Source organism: Bacillus sp. OTU2372 (assembly GCF_038440275.1).
In the GTDB taxonomy this organism is placed as follows: domain Bacteria; phylum Bacillota; class Bacilli; order Bacillales; family Cytobacillaceae; genus Neobacillus; species Neobacillus bataviensis_B.
Genome location: NZ_JASATK010000011.1, coordinates 132,987 through 152,816 on the forward strand (window position 1 = coordinate 132,987; position 19,830 = coordinate 152,816).

12 protein-coding genes are annotated in these 19,830 nt (G+C 41.5%); 9 read left to right on the top strand and 3 right to left on the bottom strand.

Features of this window, described 5'->3' with window-relative positions:
- Window positions 1-194: 194 nt before the first annotated feature.
- From AAHB15_RS17965 to AAHB15_RS17975, 3 genes are all read left to right on the top strand, one after another.
- Entirely contained in the window at window positions 195-986 is a 792-nt protein-coding gene (locus AAHB15_RS17965) for an SGNH/GDSL hydrolase family protein (protein ID WP_342043010.1), read from the top strand.
- Between the two features lie 383 nt (window positions 987-1,369).
- Entirely contained in the window at window positions 1,370-2,692 is a 1,323-nt protein-coding gene (locus tag AAHB15_RS17970; protein ID WP_342043011.1) for an Ig-like domain-containing protein, read from the top strand.
- Window positions 2,693-2,730: 38 nt separating this feature from the next.
- The gene (locus AAHB15_RS17975; protein WP_342043012.1) at window positions 2,731-5,046 is read left to right on the top strand and encodes an Ig-like domain-containing protein; all 2,316 of its coding nucleotides are present in this window, start codon (window positions 2,731-2,733) and stop codon (window positions 5,044-5,046) included.
- A gap of 348 nt (window positions 5,047-5,394) precedes the next feature.
- Here the strand turns inward: AAHB15_RS17975 and AAHB15_RS17980 are convergent, their stop codons facing one another.
- The gene (locus AAHB15_RS17980; RefSeq protein WP_342043013.1) at window positions 5,395-11,445 is read right to left on the bottom strand and encodes an Ig-like domain-containing protein; all 6,051 of its coding nucleotides are present in this window, start codon (window positions 11,443-11,445) and stop codon (window positions 5,395-5,397) included.
- A 248-nt stretch (window positions 11,446-11,693) separates the two neighbouring features.
- Between AAHB15_RS17980 and AAHB15_RS17985 the strand changes: the two genes are divergently transcribed.
- The 3 genes from AAHB15_RS17985 (at window position 11,694) to AAHB15_RS17995 (ending at window position 13,864) form a co-directional block, all read left to right on the top strand.
- On the top strand, window positions 11,694-12,890 hold the full coding sequence (locus AAHB15_RS17985; RefSeq protein WP_342043014.1) for a HupE/UreJ family protein: 1,197 nt from the start codon (window positions 11,694-11,696) through the stop codon (window positions 12,888-12,890).
- Between the two features lie 259 nt (window positions 12,891-13,149).
- Entirely contained in the window at window positions 13,150-13,635 is a 486-nt protein-coding gene (locus AAHB15_RS17990) for a DUF2975 domain-containing protein (protein WP_342043015.1), read from the top strand.
- A 10-nt stretch (window positions 13,636-13,645) separates the two neighbouring features.
- Complete coding sequence (locus AAHB15_RS17995; protein WP_004434885.1) at window positions 13,646-13,864, top strand: helix-turn-helix domain-containing protein; 219 nt, start codon at window positions 13,646-13,648, stop codon at window positions 13,862-13,864.
- A 179-nt stretch (window positions 13,865-14,043) separates the two neighbouring features.
- Here AAHB15_RS17995 and AAHB15_RS18000 read toward each other — a convergent pair whose 3' ends face one another.
- Window positions 14,044-14,967, bottom strand: coding sequence for a C39 family peptidase (locus AAHB15_RS18000; protein ID WP_342043016.1), 924 nt, complete (start codon window positions 14,965-14,967; stop codon window positions 14,044-14,046).
- Window positions 14,968-15,245: 278 nt separating this feature from the next.
- On the opposite strand from AAHB15_RS18000, the gene AAHB15_RS18005 reads away from it, so the two are divergent.
- On the top strand, window positions 15,246-15,416 hold the full coding sequence (locus AAHB15_RS18005) for a hypothetical protein (RefSeq protein WP_342043017.1): 171 nt from the start codon (window positions 15,246-15,248) through the stop codon (window positions 15,414-15,416).
- A gap of 32 nt (window positions 15,417-15,448) precedes the next feature.
- Entirely contained in the window at window positions 15,449-16,693 is a 1,245-nt protein-coding gene (locus AAHB15_RS18010) for a serine hydrolase domain-containing protein (protein WP_342043018.1), read from the top strand.
- Between the two features lie 418 nt (window positions 16,694-17,111).
- Here AAHB15_RS18010 and AAHB15_RS18015 read toward each other — a convergent pair whose 3' ends face one another.
- Complete coding sequence (locus tag AAHB15_RS18015; protein ID WP_342043019.1) at window positions 17,112-18,233, bottom strand: NADH-dependent flavin oxidoreductase; 1,122 nt, start codon at window positions 18,231-18,233, stop codon at window positions 17,112-17,114.
- A 218-nt stretch (window positions 18,234-18,451) separates the two neighbouring features.
- Here AAHB15_RS18015 and AAHB15_RS18020 point away from each other — a divergent pair, with 218 nt between their 5' ends.
- Complete coding sequence (locus AAHB15_RS18020) at window positions 18,452-18,874, top strand: MerR family transcriptional regulator (RefSeq protein ID WP_342043020.1); 423 nt, start codon at window positions 18,452-18,454, stop codon at window positions 18,872-18,874.
- Window positions 18,875-19,830 lie beyond the last annotated feature (956 nt).

Here is a 19,830-nt window from a genome sequence, read left to right on the forward strand (position 1 = left end):
GCATAAAATTGGCTATTGTTGACGAAAATTGTAATTTTCTCTTGTATTTGTAATATCTTTGTATTTTTCTTTAACACTTTTATTATTCTACACCGAATTGTAATTTTTTGTAGATAAAAATCGAAATTGGAAGTAATTTTCAAATCCATTTTTGATATAATGGGTTTGCAGATTAATTTGGGGGTATCATATAAATGAGAAAGTTCATAACTACATTATTGGGTATTGTCAGCATTGCAGTCATTCTTGTGGGTCATTCTCATTGGAATAAAAAAATTGAAGCGGCATCGAATCAAGCTTCATCATCATCTCAGGCACAAACTGACGAGAACTCGAAGAATCCTTCTACTACGACGCAAGAAGATCTATTAACTTCTACAACTAATTGGCCATCAACCGCTGTCGATGCATTTGAAAAAGCCCTTAAAGAGAAAAGAACGTATAAAGTTCTATTTGTCGGCTCTCCTGCCATGGGCTCTGAAAAGACAGGTAGTTTTCCGATAATAAAAGAAAAACTAATCGAGACTTTCGGGAAAAAGAATATTCAAGTGGGGTTAAAAACCTTTGATTCTACCTCCACCAAGTTTATTAGTGATCATCACCAAGCAGAAATAGTAGCAGAAAAGGCAGATTTAATTGTGCTAGAGCCATTTATTCTACTTAATAACGGGGAAGTATTACCAGAGAACACCCTAAAGGATATAACAAAGATTATGGATGATATTAGAGCTGAGAACCCTGACACAACCTTTATTCTTCAGCCCTCTTATCCACTTTATCAAGCCAAAATCTATCCTAGTCAGGTAGCTATCTTGAAGAACTTCGCCAAGGAACATCAGATAGCCTATCTTGATCATTGGCCAGCTTGGCCGGATGCAAATTCCGCTGCCTTTAAAGAATACCTAAAGCCAGATCAAAGCGCTCCAAGTGAAAAAGGGTATGAGGTATGGAGTAATTACTTAATTAAATATTTTACTAACCAATAGCGAACTCTTCCGTAGAGTTTGCTTTTTTTAATCAACTTTATGTAACCGCTATTATTACATATATAATAGAAGAAACCCGGTTTTTTTATTTTTTAAAAGTTAGTTGATTTAGAGATTGTTTATTTTTCATAACCCGCCACATTTGAGTGAACTGTAATTAAACCAAATGACTATCAAAACATTCAGAGGCCTTTCGATGCAGCATCACCCTAAATAATATAGGTTTATAGTATTTAATCTCCACTTCTCGGAATAGTAGAATTTATTTATTAATCTTCAAATTTTTACCACCACTTCATTCTTTTTATGGAAAATATAGTTTATAATATTCCTTATAAAGAACTATTTTTTATAGAAATTTATGATTAAAGGAGCAGATGGGTTTGAAGAAATTTAGGTTTTTACTAGGTTTATTATTATTATTATGTTTCATTGCTGTACCACTCAATGCACATGCGCAGGAAATTAAGCCCGTAGTTAAAAATTTCAACAGCAAGATGACCACCAGCATTCTACCTGGACAAGTAAAAAAATCTTTATCTGTGAACCCGGGGGATTACCCCTTAAGAGGAAACAATACATTTGTAGATTACTTGTTAGATAGCTGGTATACATACCACACTTTAACCTTTAATTCGGTTTCCAATTATTCCACCACACAAATGAATGTTAAAATTTTATATCAATCCGAATACGGATACTTAAAAGATCCATATCTTACGGTTGAGTTCCTAAAAAATAATGGAGGAACTCTACAGTACACGGGTGAAACTAATTTTAATACATATGGAGCGACTGCCGGTATGCTTAATTCTTACGTTCCTAAATCAATGTACCAAGGCCAGCCCTACATTTATATGAGAGTAGGTGTCTCTGAATATACGACTGATTTGTTTTACTCAGATGTCACCCAATTTAGAGTAGCAAACCCATTCTATACTCCGCCAGTTGTTGACAGAACGCCACCAGCAAAGCCAACGGTTTATACGGTTGACAATAATGATAAGAGTGTTAGTGGTAAGGCAGAAGCGAATTCAACGATTACTGTAAAAAAAGGAAGCATCACTATTGGTAGTAATAAAGCCAACTCGGCTGGATATTTTACTGTGACAACTCCCACACAAATGGCAGGTACAAAATTAACGGTTTATGCGAAAGATGCTGCCGGAAATCAGAGTGTAGGCACTACCGTTACAGTGATTGATAAAACAGCTCCGGGAAAACCAACTGTTTATTCCGTAGCGGATAACCAAACGATTATTAATGGAACAACTGAAGGAAACGCTCGAGTTGAGATAAAACAAGGATCCTCCTTGATAGGGCAAATCACTGCTTCAAGTACAGGTTCCTTCACTATTAAACTCACAGCAGGAAAAAAAGCAGGTACCATCTTAACGGTTTATGCGATCGATAAAGCTGGGAATCGCAGTGCGGGAACTTCCGTAACGATAATGGATGTAACGGCTCCCGCTGTTCCAAGCGTAGGTAAAGTGACAAGTACCTCCACCTCTATCACTGGAAAAGCAGAAGCTGGTTCAGGGGTTTATATTTTTTATGGATCTAACCTGATTGGACAGGCAACAAGTGATCGTTATGGAAACTTTAAAGCAGCTATACCTCCTCAGAAGCGGGGCATAAAATTAGAAGTGCTGGCCATCGATCCAAGCGGCAATCAAAGTAGCTCTGCTTGGGCAACCGTTAACTAACTTAATAGATAGAAACCAATGATTTGAGAGGAGCTCTTATGAATACATTCAAACGATTATTTTGTATCGTCTTATCCAGCCTTCTACTATTCTCTGTTTCTGCTGGAGAAACCGCTGATGCTCTAGCAGCAGGTCAGGGCTATGTGGTCATCGATAATGAATCTAACAATGGAGATGGATTAGCCTTTACTGGATCTTTTAATATTAACAATAAAAACTATGCGTTTAATAAAAAGTTGCACCCTAGTGCTTATAAAATGGATCTAGTCAAACCTTTTAATATCGCAAAAAACAAAAATAAGAAAGTTCGTCGAAATACGATGTTTATCCCTTTTGCGGTAGGAGACAGCAAAGCCTTTTGGGTAACCAATATCGAAACAAATACAGATTATCAAATTACCGCTAAATTGCTATACAGCGGGACAAAATCAAATGTATGGGTCTACAATGATCAAATTACTGATTTAGATGCTCAAAAGCTGGGTGAAGAGTTTGATAATAAAATTAAACCTCTCGTTAATACCAACTTTGGGCCTGAATCAGATGTGGATGGAAATGGGAAAGTAAATATCCTTTGCTATGATATCCAGGATGGCTTTAGCGGAAACGGCGGATATGTAGCAGGTTATTTCTCGCCTTACGATTTATTTGACCTGCCTGACTCCAATCAAATGGAAGTCTTCAATATTGATACCTATCCAACCATGGGAACAGATTCCGTAAAGGTTGTTTCAGAAGCTTACAGCACCTTAGCACATGAATTCCAACACATGGTGAACTTTAACCGTACGGCCTTTGTGGAAGGCAGTACTACCCAAATGGATACATGGTTAGATGAAGGAATGTCTATGGCGGCGGAACAGATGTATACGGGCAGCCCACTAACCGACCGGATTGCTTATTACAATTACTCTGATTCGATCACAGCAGGTCATTCGTTACTGTATTGGGATGAAGAAGGAGACGTTTTGGCGAATTACTCCTTATCCTATTTGTTTTCCCAATATCTAAAGCTCCAGGCCAACCAGGGCGACCAAATATTTAAGGAAATATTAGATGATCCCAACAATGATTATCGTGCTGTCGAAGATGTGATCCATAAATATATTGACCCTGAGATGACATTTGGAAAGTTTATGACCTCATTTAGAGAGGCCTTATTGTTAAAGCAGGCAACTGGATTATATGGATTTAAAGGCGAGCCCGCGTTTGCCGCGCTCAATCCAAAGATTTACACCGGTAATGGAACGGATTTACACGGTGGCGGCGCGATTGTTAAATTAGTTGATTTACCTTTTACAGCACCCGAAGATAAAGGTTCGGATATCACGTATACGGTCTTAGGAGACGAAATTGATACGACTCCGCCGGTACTTTCAACGGTTAATCAGGTGAGTGATCAGGATACCACCGTAACAGGCATTACGGAGGCTGGGGCGACCGTTTATGTAAAGAACGGTAGCACCGAACTTGGAAGTGCTGTTGCTGATGATGCCGGTAATTTTAGTGTACCTATTTTAAAACAACCTGGCGGCAGCATCTTGTCTGTTTATGCAGTCGATGCAGCTGGGAACATGAGTGGTACCACTTCCATAACGGTCAAAGACACACTCCCTCCGGCTGCGCCAAGTGTCAATCCTGTCGGTGATAATCAAACAACGGTGACAGGGAAAGCCGAAGCTGGTTCAACTGTATATGTAAAATCCGGAACCACTGTTTTAGGAATGGCTGTTGCAGCTAGTACTGGGGCTTTTTCGGTAAAGATCGCTGTGCAAAAGGCCGGAACTAAACTGACCATTTATGCTCAGGACAGCGGCGGAAATAAGAGTAGTGATGTGACGGTCACCGTCTTAGATAAGACTGCTCCTGGAAAACCAGCTGTCACTTCTATTAAAGATAATCAAACTGTTGTCATCGGAAAAACGGAAGCTGGTGCTAAGGTAGTCATAAAGAGAGGAACCACTGTTTTAGGTCAAGGTACTGCTAATACGGTTGGAAACTTTGTGATCAAACTGATCGGTAAGCAAAAGACTGGAACGGTTGTCACGATTTATGCAAGTGATAAAGCAGGCAATCAGAGTGTTACTTCGGTAACGGTGGTCGATAAGACCCCTCCTGCCGCTCCGACTGTGAACAAGGTGACCTATAAATCAACCACTGTGACAGGGAAAGCGGAAGTTGGAGCAACAGTTTATATCTATAAGGGCACTAGCCTGGTAGGAAAAGCTGTTTCCGACCGGTACGGTAATTTTAAAGCTGCCATAAGAGCTCAAGCAAAGGGATCCATTCTTGATGTTTCCGCTATGGACAAGGCGGGTAATCAAAGTCGCTCGGTTTTTGTAAAGGTATATTAAATATGGAGGACTCTTACATACGTTGTAAGAGTCCTTTTTTATATGTGGGTGGGCATTTGAGGGGTTACCTGCCGGTTTGAGCCTTTTACCGGACACTTGGGCGTAAATACCTGCCGGTTTGAAAAAATACCTGCCATTTTTGAATTTTACCGGCCAATTTTTATAATTTACCGGCCAACTCCTAAAACTAGCAAATTTTTCAGCAAAAAAAATATCCGGCACTAGGCCGGATAAATATGATATACACAAGGGGGTCATGAAAAAGTTAAATTAGCATTTCCTTTCCATGTCCTTATTCTATCTTCTGTATATGAACAAACTATGAAAAAATATTTAAGCTTTTAAAAACTATTTAGCTACCTTGCCTGCAGCAACCTCAAAGGTTAATTCCGATTTTGCCTCAGAGTAAGTTGAGAATAGACCGAAATTAAACTGATCCTTTGCCTCAACCACAACTTTATAGGTGCCCGGAATTTTAGCTGTCCAATTCAAAGTATTGCTTACCCCATAATCTTGCGAATAGATTGTATCTCCCTTTTTATCAATGATATAGAAACGATATTCAGGAGTTCTGCTTCCTTCAGAGGTCGCGATAAATTGAATCGATTCTTTAAATACCTGTGTACCAGGCTTAGCTGTTGTTACACTCACTTTTGTTACTTTTTCATCTGTAACAGTTACCTGTGTTGCTTCGCTAGTATTGCCAGCGGCATCAACAGCTGTAATCGAGATGGTTGAAGCGGCTGTTTGCTTTGCCACACTAATGGAATATGTTCCATCAAATCGAGCAGTTGCTGTACCGATCGGCTGGCCATTCACCTTTGCCACAACGAATGAGCCAGCCTCTGCCTTACCAGTCATCACGACGTCATTATCGTTTACTGGGTTAATGACTGGGGCAGCTGGTGCCGTTACATCGATTACCGTTACTTCTGTTGCGGTACTAGCATTGCCAGCAGCATCTGTAGCTGTTACGGCAACTGTAGTTCCCGCTGTTTGTTTTGTAATTGTCATTGTAAATTTACCATCACCATCAGCTGTTGCTGTACCAATTTCTTGGCCGCCTGCCACAGCTTTTACAGTCGCATTGGCTTCTGTTGTACCCGTGATGACTTCATCTTTATCTGTTATTCCATTTACGGCTGGTGCTTCAGGAGCGGTTTTATCAAAGCCAACTAATTCTTTTGTATCTCTGACACGGATCCGTGTGCCTTCTGAGAATGCCCCAGAAAGACCAACTGCTTCTAACATGTCTCCTACTTTAAGAGTAGGAACAGGACCGCTTTGGTTAACGATATATCCGTCTGTAAAGACTAATACATCTCCTGAACCATCGTTGATCACATAAGAATTGTCGTCATACTTGGATTGAACTGTTCCTTTTACTTTTACAAGCAGACCTTGGTTAGCAGCAGATGTTGCTTCACCTGTTGCCACTGTCTTAGGCTTGACTGGATCTCCTGAACCAATTTTAATCACGTCACTTGCAAAGCTAGTAAACTCTAATTCTTTGTTATTTTCAAAGGTCTTGATGTGTCCATGAACACGTACTTTATCGCCTAATTTCAGCGATCCTTCGGGAACTTCTTGGAATGCCATAATACCGCCGGTTTCGTCCTGCAAGTAGAACGCATCGAAGAAATTGCCGGCCCCTGTTGTTACTGTACCTTCCACGACTACATCTGTGCCATCTACTTTCGAACGTACATCAGCAATTTTGGACACTGTCGTTTCACGATGTGCTAGCCAGTTGACGGCATTTATTGTGAATTCGTCGTTTCCTTTTGGCTCGTACGATTCATCCATTTGTTTGTCATTGAAGATGTTCATACCGGAAACGACAATACGTCCTTCGGTACCGATTTCTTCTGACGCAATCATTGGAATCGCTGAACCGCCTGTTTCATCGGAGACATTATCGTAGGTATATCCGCCTTTAATGTTTCCTTGATAGGTGGTTTCATTTCCTTTTGCAAGGATGGTTACTTTACCGCCGTCTGTTAATGCCTGATTATCGGCTCCAGATAAGCTTGTTCCGCTGTAGTAATCAATAAATGATACGCGGTCGGTAATTAAGTTGGAAACTAAGCCTGGATGTAATCTGACGGCATACGGGCTCACCTTTGGATCACTCCAGAAGTTACCGCTCTTGCTGTCGTCAAAGACGCCATCGTTGCCCATGCGGATGGTTGATCCCATCGCGCCAAGTAAGGCGTTGTTAATCGTTGGGTCTGTGCTATTATTGCTCTTCCCTGCCATTAACAAGGAACCGCCATTTTGCACAAACTTCGCCACAGCCGCATTTTCAGCTGCTGTTAAGGCTGTTCTTGGGTGTGTGAGTACTAATACTTTTACACCATTTAACACTTCATCCGTAAGGGCTGTTTTATTTTCAGCCACGGTGTAGCCTTCTTTTTGAAGCATTAAGGTAAAGGATTTTAAGTTGTCCTTATACGTTCCGCTGTCACCTGAGGTATTTTCATTGCCATGGTTGGCATCGATTAACACCTTCACGCCGAGCGGCTCTTTAATTTTTACTGGTAAAACAAACTTCGTATCTCCCAGATCCAGACCATCTAAAGAGGTCACAACTGCAATAATCTGATGGTCGCCTATCGATGGGGCAGCCCATATCGCAGATGCGGTTGCAGAAGCTTTCGTCAGGATCGAAGAAATGTTGTTTGTCCCGATAAAATGGTCTTCTTTTACTTCATCATAATAGAAGTCTACTTTTAGATTTCTGACGGGTTGTGTACCATTGTTCGCAACAGTAGCTTTTAATGTTGCCGGGTTGCCGCCAATGATGACGCCGCCGTCCACATCGATGCTGTTTACTTTTACGTCGACTGGCTCTTCTTTTGACCAGATTGGTGAAGAATAAATTCTTTCACCATCCATTTGTGTTACTTTTACGACAAACCATTGCTGGCCGCCTGTTACGGTATAAGAAGGTGTCCATTTGAAGTCCTTTGTCATCGGCTCATAAGAATCGACTACTTTACCGCCATTTGTAATGAGTTCTACTTTTTGGATTCTATCATCTGATTTATAGCTTGTTGGTAAATAGCTATAATCCGTGTCGTTATGAGCTTCCGCTACTAAGTCGCTTCCCTTAATATCAAATTTTAGGGTTTTGCTGTCGACTGTTGAACCCATGTAGTAGCCGTTGGCTAATACGTCTAACGTGAAGTTAGGATCTTCTTCCATGTAGACGCGCATATTACGCATCGAGTGCAGCAGGGATGCCTGCGTCAGGTCACTTGCCACGATCACTGTACGGGCATTGACTTGACCCCATGTTCCTTCATGGTTGTCCTCCCCATACGTTGGTGCGACATGCCAGCCTAAATCTAAGGCAGAGTAGAATTTTGTTTCCGCATTGGCATAGCCGTAGTGTCCGGACCCATTACCTACTTCTAACATCGTAAATAGCTTGTCTACATTCGCGTCATAAGGCTTAAAGTTGTTGAACGCATTGGCTGACATATCCGGATGGTTGAATTGACCGACGAGGTCGTCGTATGTCATGACCCATGCATAGTACTGGCTTAAGTCTTGGTATTGCTTGCCGTTTATATTTCGGTCGATAAAGTTATCGGTTCCGAAGATATTGGAGTGTCCCCATGTTGTTGACGTCATCTCAAACGCCGGGAATACGACATAATCATTGGTTGTGTACTGTTTAGCTAGATCTTTTGTTAATTGCCAGTCCGATCCACCTGAACGTTCTGGTACATCCTTGCCATCTGCTGTTTTACGAACAACCGTGTCTGTTCCTAATTTTTCAGGGTCGATATCATGTGAATGGTCGGAGAAGGCAAACCAATCGTAGTGATGATATTTACCCGCTTTTAACGCATCCTCAGGAGTACCTGCGGCGTCATGGGAAATGTTTGTGTGGTTATGCGTTGTACCTCGGTAGTGATTACCGCCTGTAAAACGTGGTACCACTTCAAATGTCCATGTTTTTTCTGTCCTGTTGCCTTTTGTATCTTTTGCTGTAACCTTCACGATGTGTGTACCAAGCGCAAGGTCTTGTTCAGGTACATATTTTACCTGTGTTTTGCTGATGGTTGCTGCTGGAGCGGTTAGCTCTTTGCTGTCCAGCCACATTTGAACTGTTGTTTCGTCGACGCCGCTTGGATCATCAATTAAAGCAGAAATCTCTGGTGTTGGGCTTTCTACTTTTGTTGTGTCCTGTGGAGTCATACCGGTAATCGCTGGTCCTTCTGTATCCTCGATTAAGGTTACTGGATATGGAACGTCACTGGAACCAGAAGTTTGAACTTGAGTACCTGCTTTTGCTTCAATGTAATATTCAAAACCGTTTTGCGGCACGTTTGCAGCTGTTAGTGTGGCTGTATAACGTCCATCTCCGCCATTGACCATTGGCAAGGCCGTGAAGTCGGTGGTGCCTGTTGCTCTGTAATAAACCTTTACAGATTCCGCCCCGTCAGCATTTGCTTCAAACTCGACATTTGCGCCATTATATACTTGAGTTAATGGCGTGTGTGATATGCCTAACATTGGCGCAATATCTTTGACATTACGAGGGTAAAGCTGATAACCGTTTGTTGCTGATGCGTTGGTTGTATATTGGCCTAACACACCTGTTACAGTATAGCTTTTTCCAGTTACAAGATCTGTATCTGGTTTAATTCCTGTTGCTCCCATCACCCTTAGTGTCGTGGTTTTGTTGTTATCATCGACAAAGGTAACGTTATAGTTGGCACCTGAAGCAGCCACTGCTGAAACTTTTCCTGTTGCCGTTACAAGGCTTCCTTCTAACGGTTCCGCTGTTGCATAGGTGTTTAGATCATTGATCGTTACGGTTTTAGCTGTCGGAATAGGATTTCCTTCACTGATTTTTTCAATTGAAGTTGGTTCGAATTCGGTTAAGCCATTATAGACTAGGACTTTCCCTGTGATGCGGACCTTATCTCCTTTAAGGATCTGATAACCTAAATCTAGGGAAGTATGAAAAATGTTGATCCCCGCTGTATCATCTTGGATATAGAAGTTTTGCTTCTGGGTTCCAAGAATTTGGTTATCAACAGTAGCCACACCTTCGATGGTAAAGTACTTATTAAGGTTAACTGGCTGTCCTTTTGTATCGGATGTGCGAACTTCAGCAATTTTTGTTACTGCGGTTGTGTCGGCTTTTGTTACAGATACCGGCGTGCTTTGCAGCATGATTCCTTTCGCTGAGCTGGTGGTTTGCGTGACATACACAGTGTTTGGCGCGTTGTTGATGGTAACGTTGAATTCTCCGGATGATCCAGCCGTTACATCTTGTGCGTTTAATTTTTCTGTTGCTGCTTCATTTGCGTAAACATTGATGATGGCATTAGCTGCAGCCGCCCCTGCGCCGCAAACTAGTGTACCAATCTCATCCGCTACTACATAGCTTAGTTTCGCCTGAGTGACTGATGTACTTGGTGCTGCTGCGTTGATTTGGATCGCTGCACTTTCAGCCAGACCCGTTTGTGTAGCAGCAACATACACAGAGGATAGTGTTTTAGTGATATCTACTTTAAATGAACCGTCAGCATTGGCAGTGGCTGTACCAAGGGCCGTTCCTTTTGCTGCCGTTTCATATACTTTTACAATTGAACCTGGTTCTACTGCTCCCGGTTTCCCTGTTACGATTCCCGTTGTGCCGTCTTGTAAGAATTGAATGTTCATACCTTTTGGCTGTAAGCTTGTTACTGGGACCATTGGGTCTTCTGTTGGGCTTGCAGTGTTTCTTGGAGCCGCAACTGCTCCTACGTAGAAGTCCGCAGCGTTATCATCTGTATCCCAGGCGTTTCCTTTGCCAGGAGCCGGATCTACATTTGCGTAAGGTCTGCGCTGTACACTTGTTGTATTAGATGGTGCTTTAGTAGCTCCTGTTCCTTCAAAAGAATTGGCACCGCCCATTCCAACGAAGTCTACGGTATCTGCTGGTTTTGACCCAGATGCTGCCGTAGTTTTATCTTTAAATAAGGCTATCTTTGCTCCGGTTCCAGACATAGTTAAGGCGCCTGTAGCATCAGCGGCTGGAAGGTCAGCGCCATTTCCAGCACCTGCTCCCTCAGCAACTAAGTAATAGCCATGTGCTTTAATCGTTCCCTTTAATGCAGTAACCTGCCATGTAGTCCCTGTCGTTGACGCGTATTGGACAGACCAATTATCAAGGACTACATCTTGATCAGTGGGATTATATAGTTCTATAAAGTCATTTTTGTATGGAGCTCCTGCGTTACCTCCACCCCCAAAATATTGGGAGATAACCACATGATCAGCCTGTTCCGCATGCGCTCTGCCTATTAAACTACTCGGCAAAAACGTACTGATCAATAAAAGCGCTGCCATAAACAAGCTCGTCCAACGCTTATACTTCCTATTCTTCCCCTTCATTCAAACTCCACCCTTTTATCTTTTTTTAAACCCCTATCTCCCTTGTGACTGCCCCCTCTTTCTTGAATTTTCTAAATTACACTATTATTCTACAAAATTTTTTTTAGCATTTATATAGTATTTACAATCTTTACAATAAATCTTTGTCAGAAATTCTATCCAACTGTATACTAGTACCGTAAAATATGATTAGATGAAAGAGATATTGATGTTTATTTATTATTTCATGATAGTTTTTAGGGGGCTATATGGTTTTTATGAACAAAAAGATTCCGTCATTCCTTGGTTTTAAGCGACTAATTGCTATTTTCCTGTCACTTTTGCTGATTGCGTTTATTTCATGGCCTAAGCCCGCTGAAGCGCACGCCTATAGTGCCAGCTATACAAAGATAACTATGGACAGCAAACATACCGAAATAGTCTTTACCCTTGACACGCTATCCGTTATAGAATTAGTACCCCATCTCGATGCAAACAAAAACTTTGTCCTTGAAAAGTCGGAAATCAACAAGAATAAGCATCATTTGGAAGAGTTAATCGAGGAAGGCCTTACCCTTGATAAAGGAAATGAGGAACAAACTCCAACGATTGAATCTATGAAGCTCGTTAAAAAAGAAAATAAAGAGTATCTATCAACTACTATGTCGTTCCCGGCCTTTTCACCGGGTGACACGATTAACTATAATGATGGTTTTTATTATCATGACACCGGTACCAACTATGTGGACCTGATCACGGCTTCGATTTATGGGGAATCTAGTGAAGGTGTCTTACAAGGTAAAGAGCGAACCTGGACGTTTTTAGTTACCGAGGTCCAACAGGAGCAAGGCCAAACGGCACCGCCTGACACTACGCAGGTGCAGCCTGCGCAGGTGGAAAAGCCTGTTGAAAAAACGGCGGCAACTTCATGGTTTTCGTTTTTTAAATTAGGAATGCTTCATATCTTAACTGGCTATGACCACCTATTGTTCTTGCTTGCCTTGTTATTGCGAAAGCAAACCTTTAAACAGTATGCCGCAATTGTCACAGCCTTTACGATTGCACATAGTATTTCGCTCAGCTTGGCTGTATTAGGTTGGGTCACATTGCCTTCACGGTTTGTCGAAGCGGCGATTGCCTTTAGTATTTGTTATGTAGCCGCTGAGAATATTTTTAGAAAAGAAATCCGCTATCGCTGGAGCATCACCTTCTTGTTTGGTTTGATCCACGGTCTCGGTTTTGCGACGATTTTAAAAGAAATGAGGATTCCGAAGAGCCACTTAGCTGTCGCATTGCTCAACTTCAATTTGGGCATTGAAGCCGTTCAGCTAACGATCGTTTTGTTGCTGCTTCCATTGTTATCGTACTTGTTTAAGCTAAGAAATTCTGGAAAGATTGTTGTTTACGGTTCCTATGCGATTGTGGCTTTAGGTGCGATATGGCTATTCCAGCGGATATTCCTATAATTTGAAATCTTAATAAAGGGTTTCGTTTTCGGCTGTATATCGAACAAATGGCATTAAAAATGACGTATCAAATTGATACGTCATTTTTTTTACCTTGCTGGATTTACCTACACCTTCAACTACAAAAATAAGCTAAGTATAGTCAGCCCAAGTATATTCCATTACAATAATAATATAATAAAAAACAATACTAATTTATTGTAAAACGATAAATAATGTGCTAAAATCATGTTGTCATTAAATAAGTGAGGTGTTTTAAATGAATGGTAAAAGAGGTTCAACCACTTTCTTAAAGGTAATTATTTTTCTGGCTGGAATTGCAGTGCTTGCTTTATGTATATTTTTAGTGCCCCGTATGGCGAATTTTGCAGCAAAATTGTATCCAAATATTTCTCCAATGAAATATCTCATTTTCATCGTGATGTATGGAGCGGCTGTTCCTTTTTACTTTGCTCTCTATCAGGCTTTCAACCTTTTACGGTACATTGACGAGAACACAGCGTTCTCGGAATTATCTGTAAAGGCGTTAAAGAACATAAAGTGCTGTGCGATTACAATCAGTGGTTTGTATGTATTAGGTTTGCCACTCTTTCATTTTATAGCGAAGAAAGTTGACCCTCCTATTGGATTAATGGGACTCATCATCATTTTTGCTTCGTTGGTTATCGCCGTTTTTGCTGCTATCCTCCAACGGCTACTACAAGAAGCGATTAACATAAAATCAGAAAATGATTTGACGGTCTGAGGTGGAGGATATGGCAATTATTATTAATATTGATGTGATGTTAGCAAAACGAAAAATGAGCGTAACGGAGCTTTCGGAGAGGGTTGGAATTACTATGGCGAATCTTTCTATTCTGAAGAATGGGAAAGCAAAAGCGGTTCGTTTTTCAACATTAGAAGCGATATGTAAGACTTTGGATTGTCAGCCAGGTGATATTTTGGAGTACAAAAGCGACGAAGACACTCAATAAAAACAGACAACAAATTTATTTAACGGGAATCGATAGAGAATTTAAGGGATAGTCATTAAGCTATCCCTTCTTTGCGTTTATTGATGTTATTTACTCAGACAATTCCATTTACATTTTGTACTCCAAAACTGAACTACTTATAAAAAACTTTAGCTGTCTTTTTCCTTATAAAAGGCACTTTATTTTAATATGACTATCGCTTGGCTACCCATCTGTTCCCAAGCTTTAATAAAGTTAGTCTTGTTTAATCTCTGATTTTTAGAGCCATAAGGATTATTAATATAAATATAGTTTTGATCATAACCGGTAATAACAACACTATGCTCGCTAAACGTAATTCGAATCGGTCCTTGTGGTGTATTCCACAACTGGAAATTAGATACCGGTCCAAAAGTGGTTGTCGTTATAATCCAAACTGGAAGCCCTTGCCCGACATAGCCTAATACTTCAGAAAAAGGCTTCTTCGTTAGGTTAACAGCTTTAGTTCCTACATATTTTTTTGCAAGTGATAAAACGGGGCCATTGTATACAGCTAACCCCGGTCCGTTTGCCATATCACCTACAAACCCTATATTTGGGTTTCCCCTTAAGCCATTACTATACATCCAAGGAACTTTATTCACCTGGTTTGCTAATGTATTTTTCGTCACTTTCACACCGTGATAGTTTAAAACCATAGCTAAACTGGTCATCTCACATCCATTTTTTAAACGAGGTGCAGCCATTTGATTAATCAGTGGAACATTCAATACAATGCTGTTGCTCGGAATGTTTGTTCCCAGCGCTTTTGCCGTAACCGGGCCCACAATTCCATCTACTTGTAGATGACGGGCTTTTTGGAATTGCCTGACAGCATTTTCTGTATTTACTCCAAAGATTCCATCAATTCCTTTTGTGTTGTATCCAAGCGATGTCAGTTTTCTCTGTAGCTCTGTTACAGAAGGTCCCCGGCTTCCTCTTTTAAGGATTGCCCCACTTGTACTAACAAGAGATGATCCAGATCCTCCGGATGCCGCGGACGCGGAATCTAGGGGCACAACCATAGCAAAACTAAACACCAGCAGAAACGCCGTGGCAAGAGGACTAAACCATTTTCTCTGCAAAATGAATCCCTCCAAACTTCTAATCTGTTTAACCTAGGCAATTTCCCAACACTGACTTGACTTTATTTTAGCATTTTTTTCCATTATATTAATTTAGATCTCATCGACAATTTTTGATTTCTATCCACCATCTCGAAAAAGATTCTCCTCGATTCACTGGGAAGAAAAAAAGTTTGTGAAATATTTCACTCAAACTAACGGATCAGGATAGTTGAAGAAGGAATATGTATTTACTTACATAATATACATAATTAGGTAACGTGAAGGTGGGAGCTTAAATGGATAAGGGCAGTATTTTCGCCCTGCTCGGCTCCAATGGGGCGTGCAAGACAACGGTTGTCAAAGAAGATTACTTACGGAATAATGGTGACTTTGAATTTGATGAAACCGAGAATAAACGTCCGATGAACAATTGGCTCTACACTGCTAAGCGCAGGACATATCCATAAGGCTGATAAAAATGTAAAGAGAGGGAAACCAAATGAAAAAGATTACAACGGTACAAAGCAACAGCGGCTTCTCCGAAACTGGGCTGCGCAGAATGCGCGACGTGCTGGCACGGCATGTCGAATCCGGGAAGATTCCTGGTCTCGTCGCCCTGGTCAGCCGGTACGACGAGACCCACGTCGAAGCGATCGGGACGATGCGCCATGACGGTGGTGCGCCAATGCGCCGGGACACGATCTTCCGGATGGCCTCGACGTCCAAGCCGGTTACGATCGCGGCGGCTATGGTCCTGCTCGACGAGTGCAGACTGCGGCTGGATGACCTGGTAGAGCAGTGGCTGCCGGAACTCGCCGACCGGCGGGTGCTGAAGCGGATCGACGGCCCGCTGGACGATACCGTGCCGGCGCGGCGGCCGATCACCGTACGGGACCTGCTGACCTCCACGTTCGGGCTCGGCATGGATATGACGTCGCTTGGCACTCCGATCATGAACGCGATCTTCGAGCAGGGGCTCACGCCCAATCTACCGGAGCCGGTGCCCGAGCCGGATGAGTGGATGCGCCGCCTTGGCGCGCTTCCGCTGATGCACCATCCCGGAGAGCGCTGGCAGTACCACATCAGCAACGATCTACTCGGCGTGCTCGTCGCCAGGGTCACGGGCCAGTCGTTTGAAACGTTCCTACGCGAACGCATCTTCGACCCCCTGGGCATGAAGGACACCGGTTTCCACGTGCCCGCCGACAAGATCGCCCGGCTGCCAACCCTCTACGCCCCCGACCCGCAGACCGGAGAGTTCATAGTGTGGGACGAAGCCAAGGGGGGGCGCCACAGCCAGCCTCCGGCGTTCCAGGGCGGCGGCGGCGGACTGGTCTCCACCGTCGACGACTACCACGCCTACTTCCGGATGCTGCTGAATCACGGGATGCACGGGACCGAACGGATCCTATCCCGGCCCGCCGTCCAGCTGATGACCACCAACCGCCTCACGCCCGAGCAACAAGCCGCCCGAAACGCCATGGCCCGTAACAACGTCCATGTGTCATTCGGCCAAGGGCAGCACGGAGGCTGGGGCTTCGGGATGGCGGTGCGCACCTACCGTGGTGACTACGCGTCCATCGGCCAGTTCGGCTGGGACGGCGGAAGCGGCACCGCGACGTACGCTGACCCGGACAAAAAGCTCACCGGAATCCTGCTCACCCAGGTCGGGGCGTCCACTCCGGATTCAACGCGGCTTATCCACGACTTCTGGACCATGGTCTACCAGGCAATCGAAGACTGACACCGAGCCCGCGGTTCGTCGTTCCTTTAAAAAAGGCCGGTGAATTTCACCTTATTGGGGCAGAACCATGACCTGACGCGGAGTTGGTTGGACGGAGTGGAAGCGGGCAGGGGCATGGCCGCAAGTCCTTGGAGGTCTATTCAAAGCTTGCAATCACCGATGCCCAGAAGGGATATAACGAGGTCATCAATAAATAATACCCCATTTAATTACATCTACATTGCGGGTGGTGTCAGCTTCGCTGGTACTACCCCTTTTTAAGTTAAAAAATAAAATTGATAAAAATGCTCGACTTAAGGGTGCGTTATTCCAGGAAGGATTAACTCCTTTATTGTTGAAGTTATTGAATTAACTGGGCAGGTTAGTTCAATATATTTAAAAGTAAAGAATAAAGAAAGTAGTCCATAGGACTACTTCTTTATTTACCAATATTAAACCAACCTGGCATTGCTTGAATAACATTCCATAGTTTTTCTGGAATATTAAGCTGGTCTAGTTTCGTAACATTCAACTCAGAAGCGATCTCGGCTTCACGTCCATTTGCGACCTTTTCAACCCAATCAGGGTTCATAATTAACGAACGCCCAATGGCGACTAACGGCAATCCTAATTCCATAGTTTTAAGAGCATCATCTGGTGTTACTATCGAACCAGCAGCCAACACAGGTACCTTACCGTTTGCTTTTTCAAGAATCAATTCAAGCCGTGTTTTTTCATCTTGACTATCTACTGGTTTTGAAGACACATTATCTAATGAAGCATGTATATAATCTAAATCCTGTTCAACAAGGAAATTAATTAATTCATACGTGTCTTTCATACGTAATCCGTCCTCTTTGGAGGATTCTTCAGGTGAAAATCGGTATCCTAAAATGAATGGTTTTGTAGCATGTTTTTCAATTACGTTTTTAATTTCTTCAATAATCGCCAATGGAAAATGCAAACGATTTTCAAGTGATCCTCCCCATTGGTCCGTCCGCTGGTTGGTAGCTGGTGACCAGAAATTTTGAATTAAAAATCCATGAGCCCCATGAATTTCAACGCCATCAAATCCAGCTTCAATCGCTCTTTTTGTTGTGTCGCCAAAAGCACGTATAATCGACAAGATCTCCTCATGTGAAAGTTCTCTTGTTTCTGAAGTTGAACCTAAATTAGTAACTTCGGGTTGCAATGCACTCGCACTAACTGCATCCAATCCAGGCAGGGCTTTATTACCTGCATGAAAAATCTGAAGTACCGCAGGTGAGCCTCCACTTTTCGCTGCATCAGCTAATTTTCGTAAACTTGGAGTAAATTCATCATTGTATCCAGCAAATTCATTCGTAAAACCTTGCCCATTAGGAGTAACATGAGTACACCCTGTAATGACGAGTCCTACTCCATTCACTCTTTGTTTGTAATACTTTACTTCTTCATCCGAAATGGTAAGATCGTCATTACTTGACCAGGTTGTCATAGGTGCCATAACGATTCTATTCTTAATTGTTATTCCACTTCTGAATGTGAAGGATTCAAATAACCTACTGTATTTTTGATTCATTTCTTTAACCTCTCTATCGAATATTCTTCTAATGTTGAGTTAATCTGACTGAGCCGTTACAACTATCCCTAATAGAAGTTCTACTTTAGTGTAATTGGTTAACGCAAGGGTAAGTCAAGTGTTAATTTTTATATGATTATATAAAGGATTTTTGTTTTTAATTCTCCTTTATGATATATTTTTAGTTACAGTAACTGTAACTAAAGGTGGGATAAGTAATGTTGTATTCAATGAAATATGTAGTGGAGAACTTAAATATATCTGCAAAGACACTTAGATTTTATGAAGAGCAAGGGATACTGCCAAATGTAACTCGTGATGAAAAAGGTCGTAGAGTTTATAGCGAAAAACATATCGATTGGATTTCTTTTATTCGTTGTCTTAGAGAGACAGGAATGCCTCTTTCTAAAATAAAAGAATATAAGGAACTTTATGAAGTAGGAAATCATACCTTCTTGCAAAGAGAAGAAATGTTGATACAGCATAAATTGGAAGTGCAGAAGAAAATTGAAGAAAGTTTAAAACACTTGGAAGAAATAAACTATAAAATAGCCATGTATGAACTTCAGAAAGAAGAGGTTAGGAAAAATCCTAATTATAACTTTAAATGTCATGGTCTGGAAAATAAGATTGTGAATTAATGTACTTACGCTAACGGGGGCTTGAGTTCAGGAAGGGATTGCTGCAGCAATCCTTTTTTGTTGTTGTGCTAAAGGGGCAGTTTTGAAGAAGAAAAACGATTAATGCGTATTTGACTCATATTATGTACTTGAAGCAATAGTCAGGGAATTCCCTAACTATCGTTTTAAGCATAATCGTTCATCTTATTCGTGCTCGTATCTTACCACACCTAACACACTCACCTGAATAATAACTAAATTTATGCATTTTAAAAAAAAAACAGATAATAGCTTTAAGTTTCATGCTTGGTACTCCCTTTTTAATTGATTCAATACTAATTAAGGATAGCTATTAAATGTTATGGAATTATTTCCATTAAATTAAAATCACATAATAAAACGATTAAGAAAGTGTTTCAGTTTTAAGCTATTTTGAAAGTATTCTGGAACAAGGTAATGAACAATACGAACATATTGTGAAGAAATGTACTTAAGCTAACGGAGGCGATTGTTCAATAAGAACAGTCGTTTTTCTTGTTAAGCAGTTAAGCTAACGCTGCAGTTTAGTGTAGTAAGCAGTAACAAAAAAATTTAATCGTAAAGGTACCAAAATGTTATGATTCAGTAAAGTGCCGATATTTGTTGAGGAGGCAAGTAAATCAACAATTATGTAAAAATCCTTAATAAGTAACAAATACCGAAAACGTTTATAAAGGAATTATATTATTATGACAAATTCGATTATGGCAATGACTTTTCCACAGCTTTTTTCAAAGCTAGCGGTAGCACCTATGTATATTATTGTTTTAATATTGTGTATTGGGTACTTAATTTTTACCTGGAAAGACAGGGGTATCTTCGTTTTTATTCATAGGATTTATTCAGTTTTTATAATTGCTATTTATCTTATTTCACTTTATTTTCACTTCTTTTACTAAGTGGTGATTTATTAAATTGTGAAAATTTGCACTTAAACA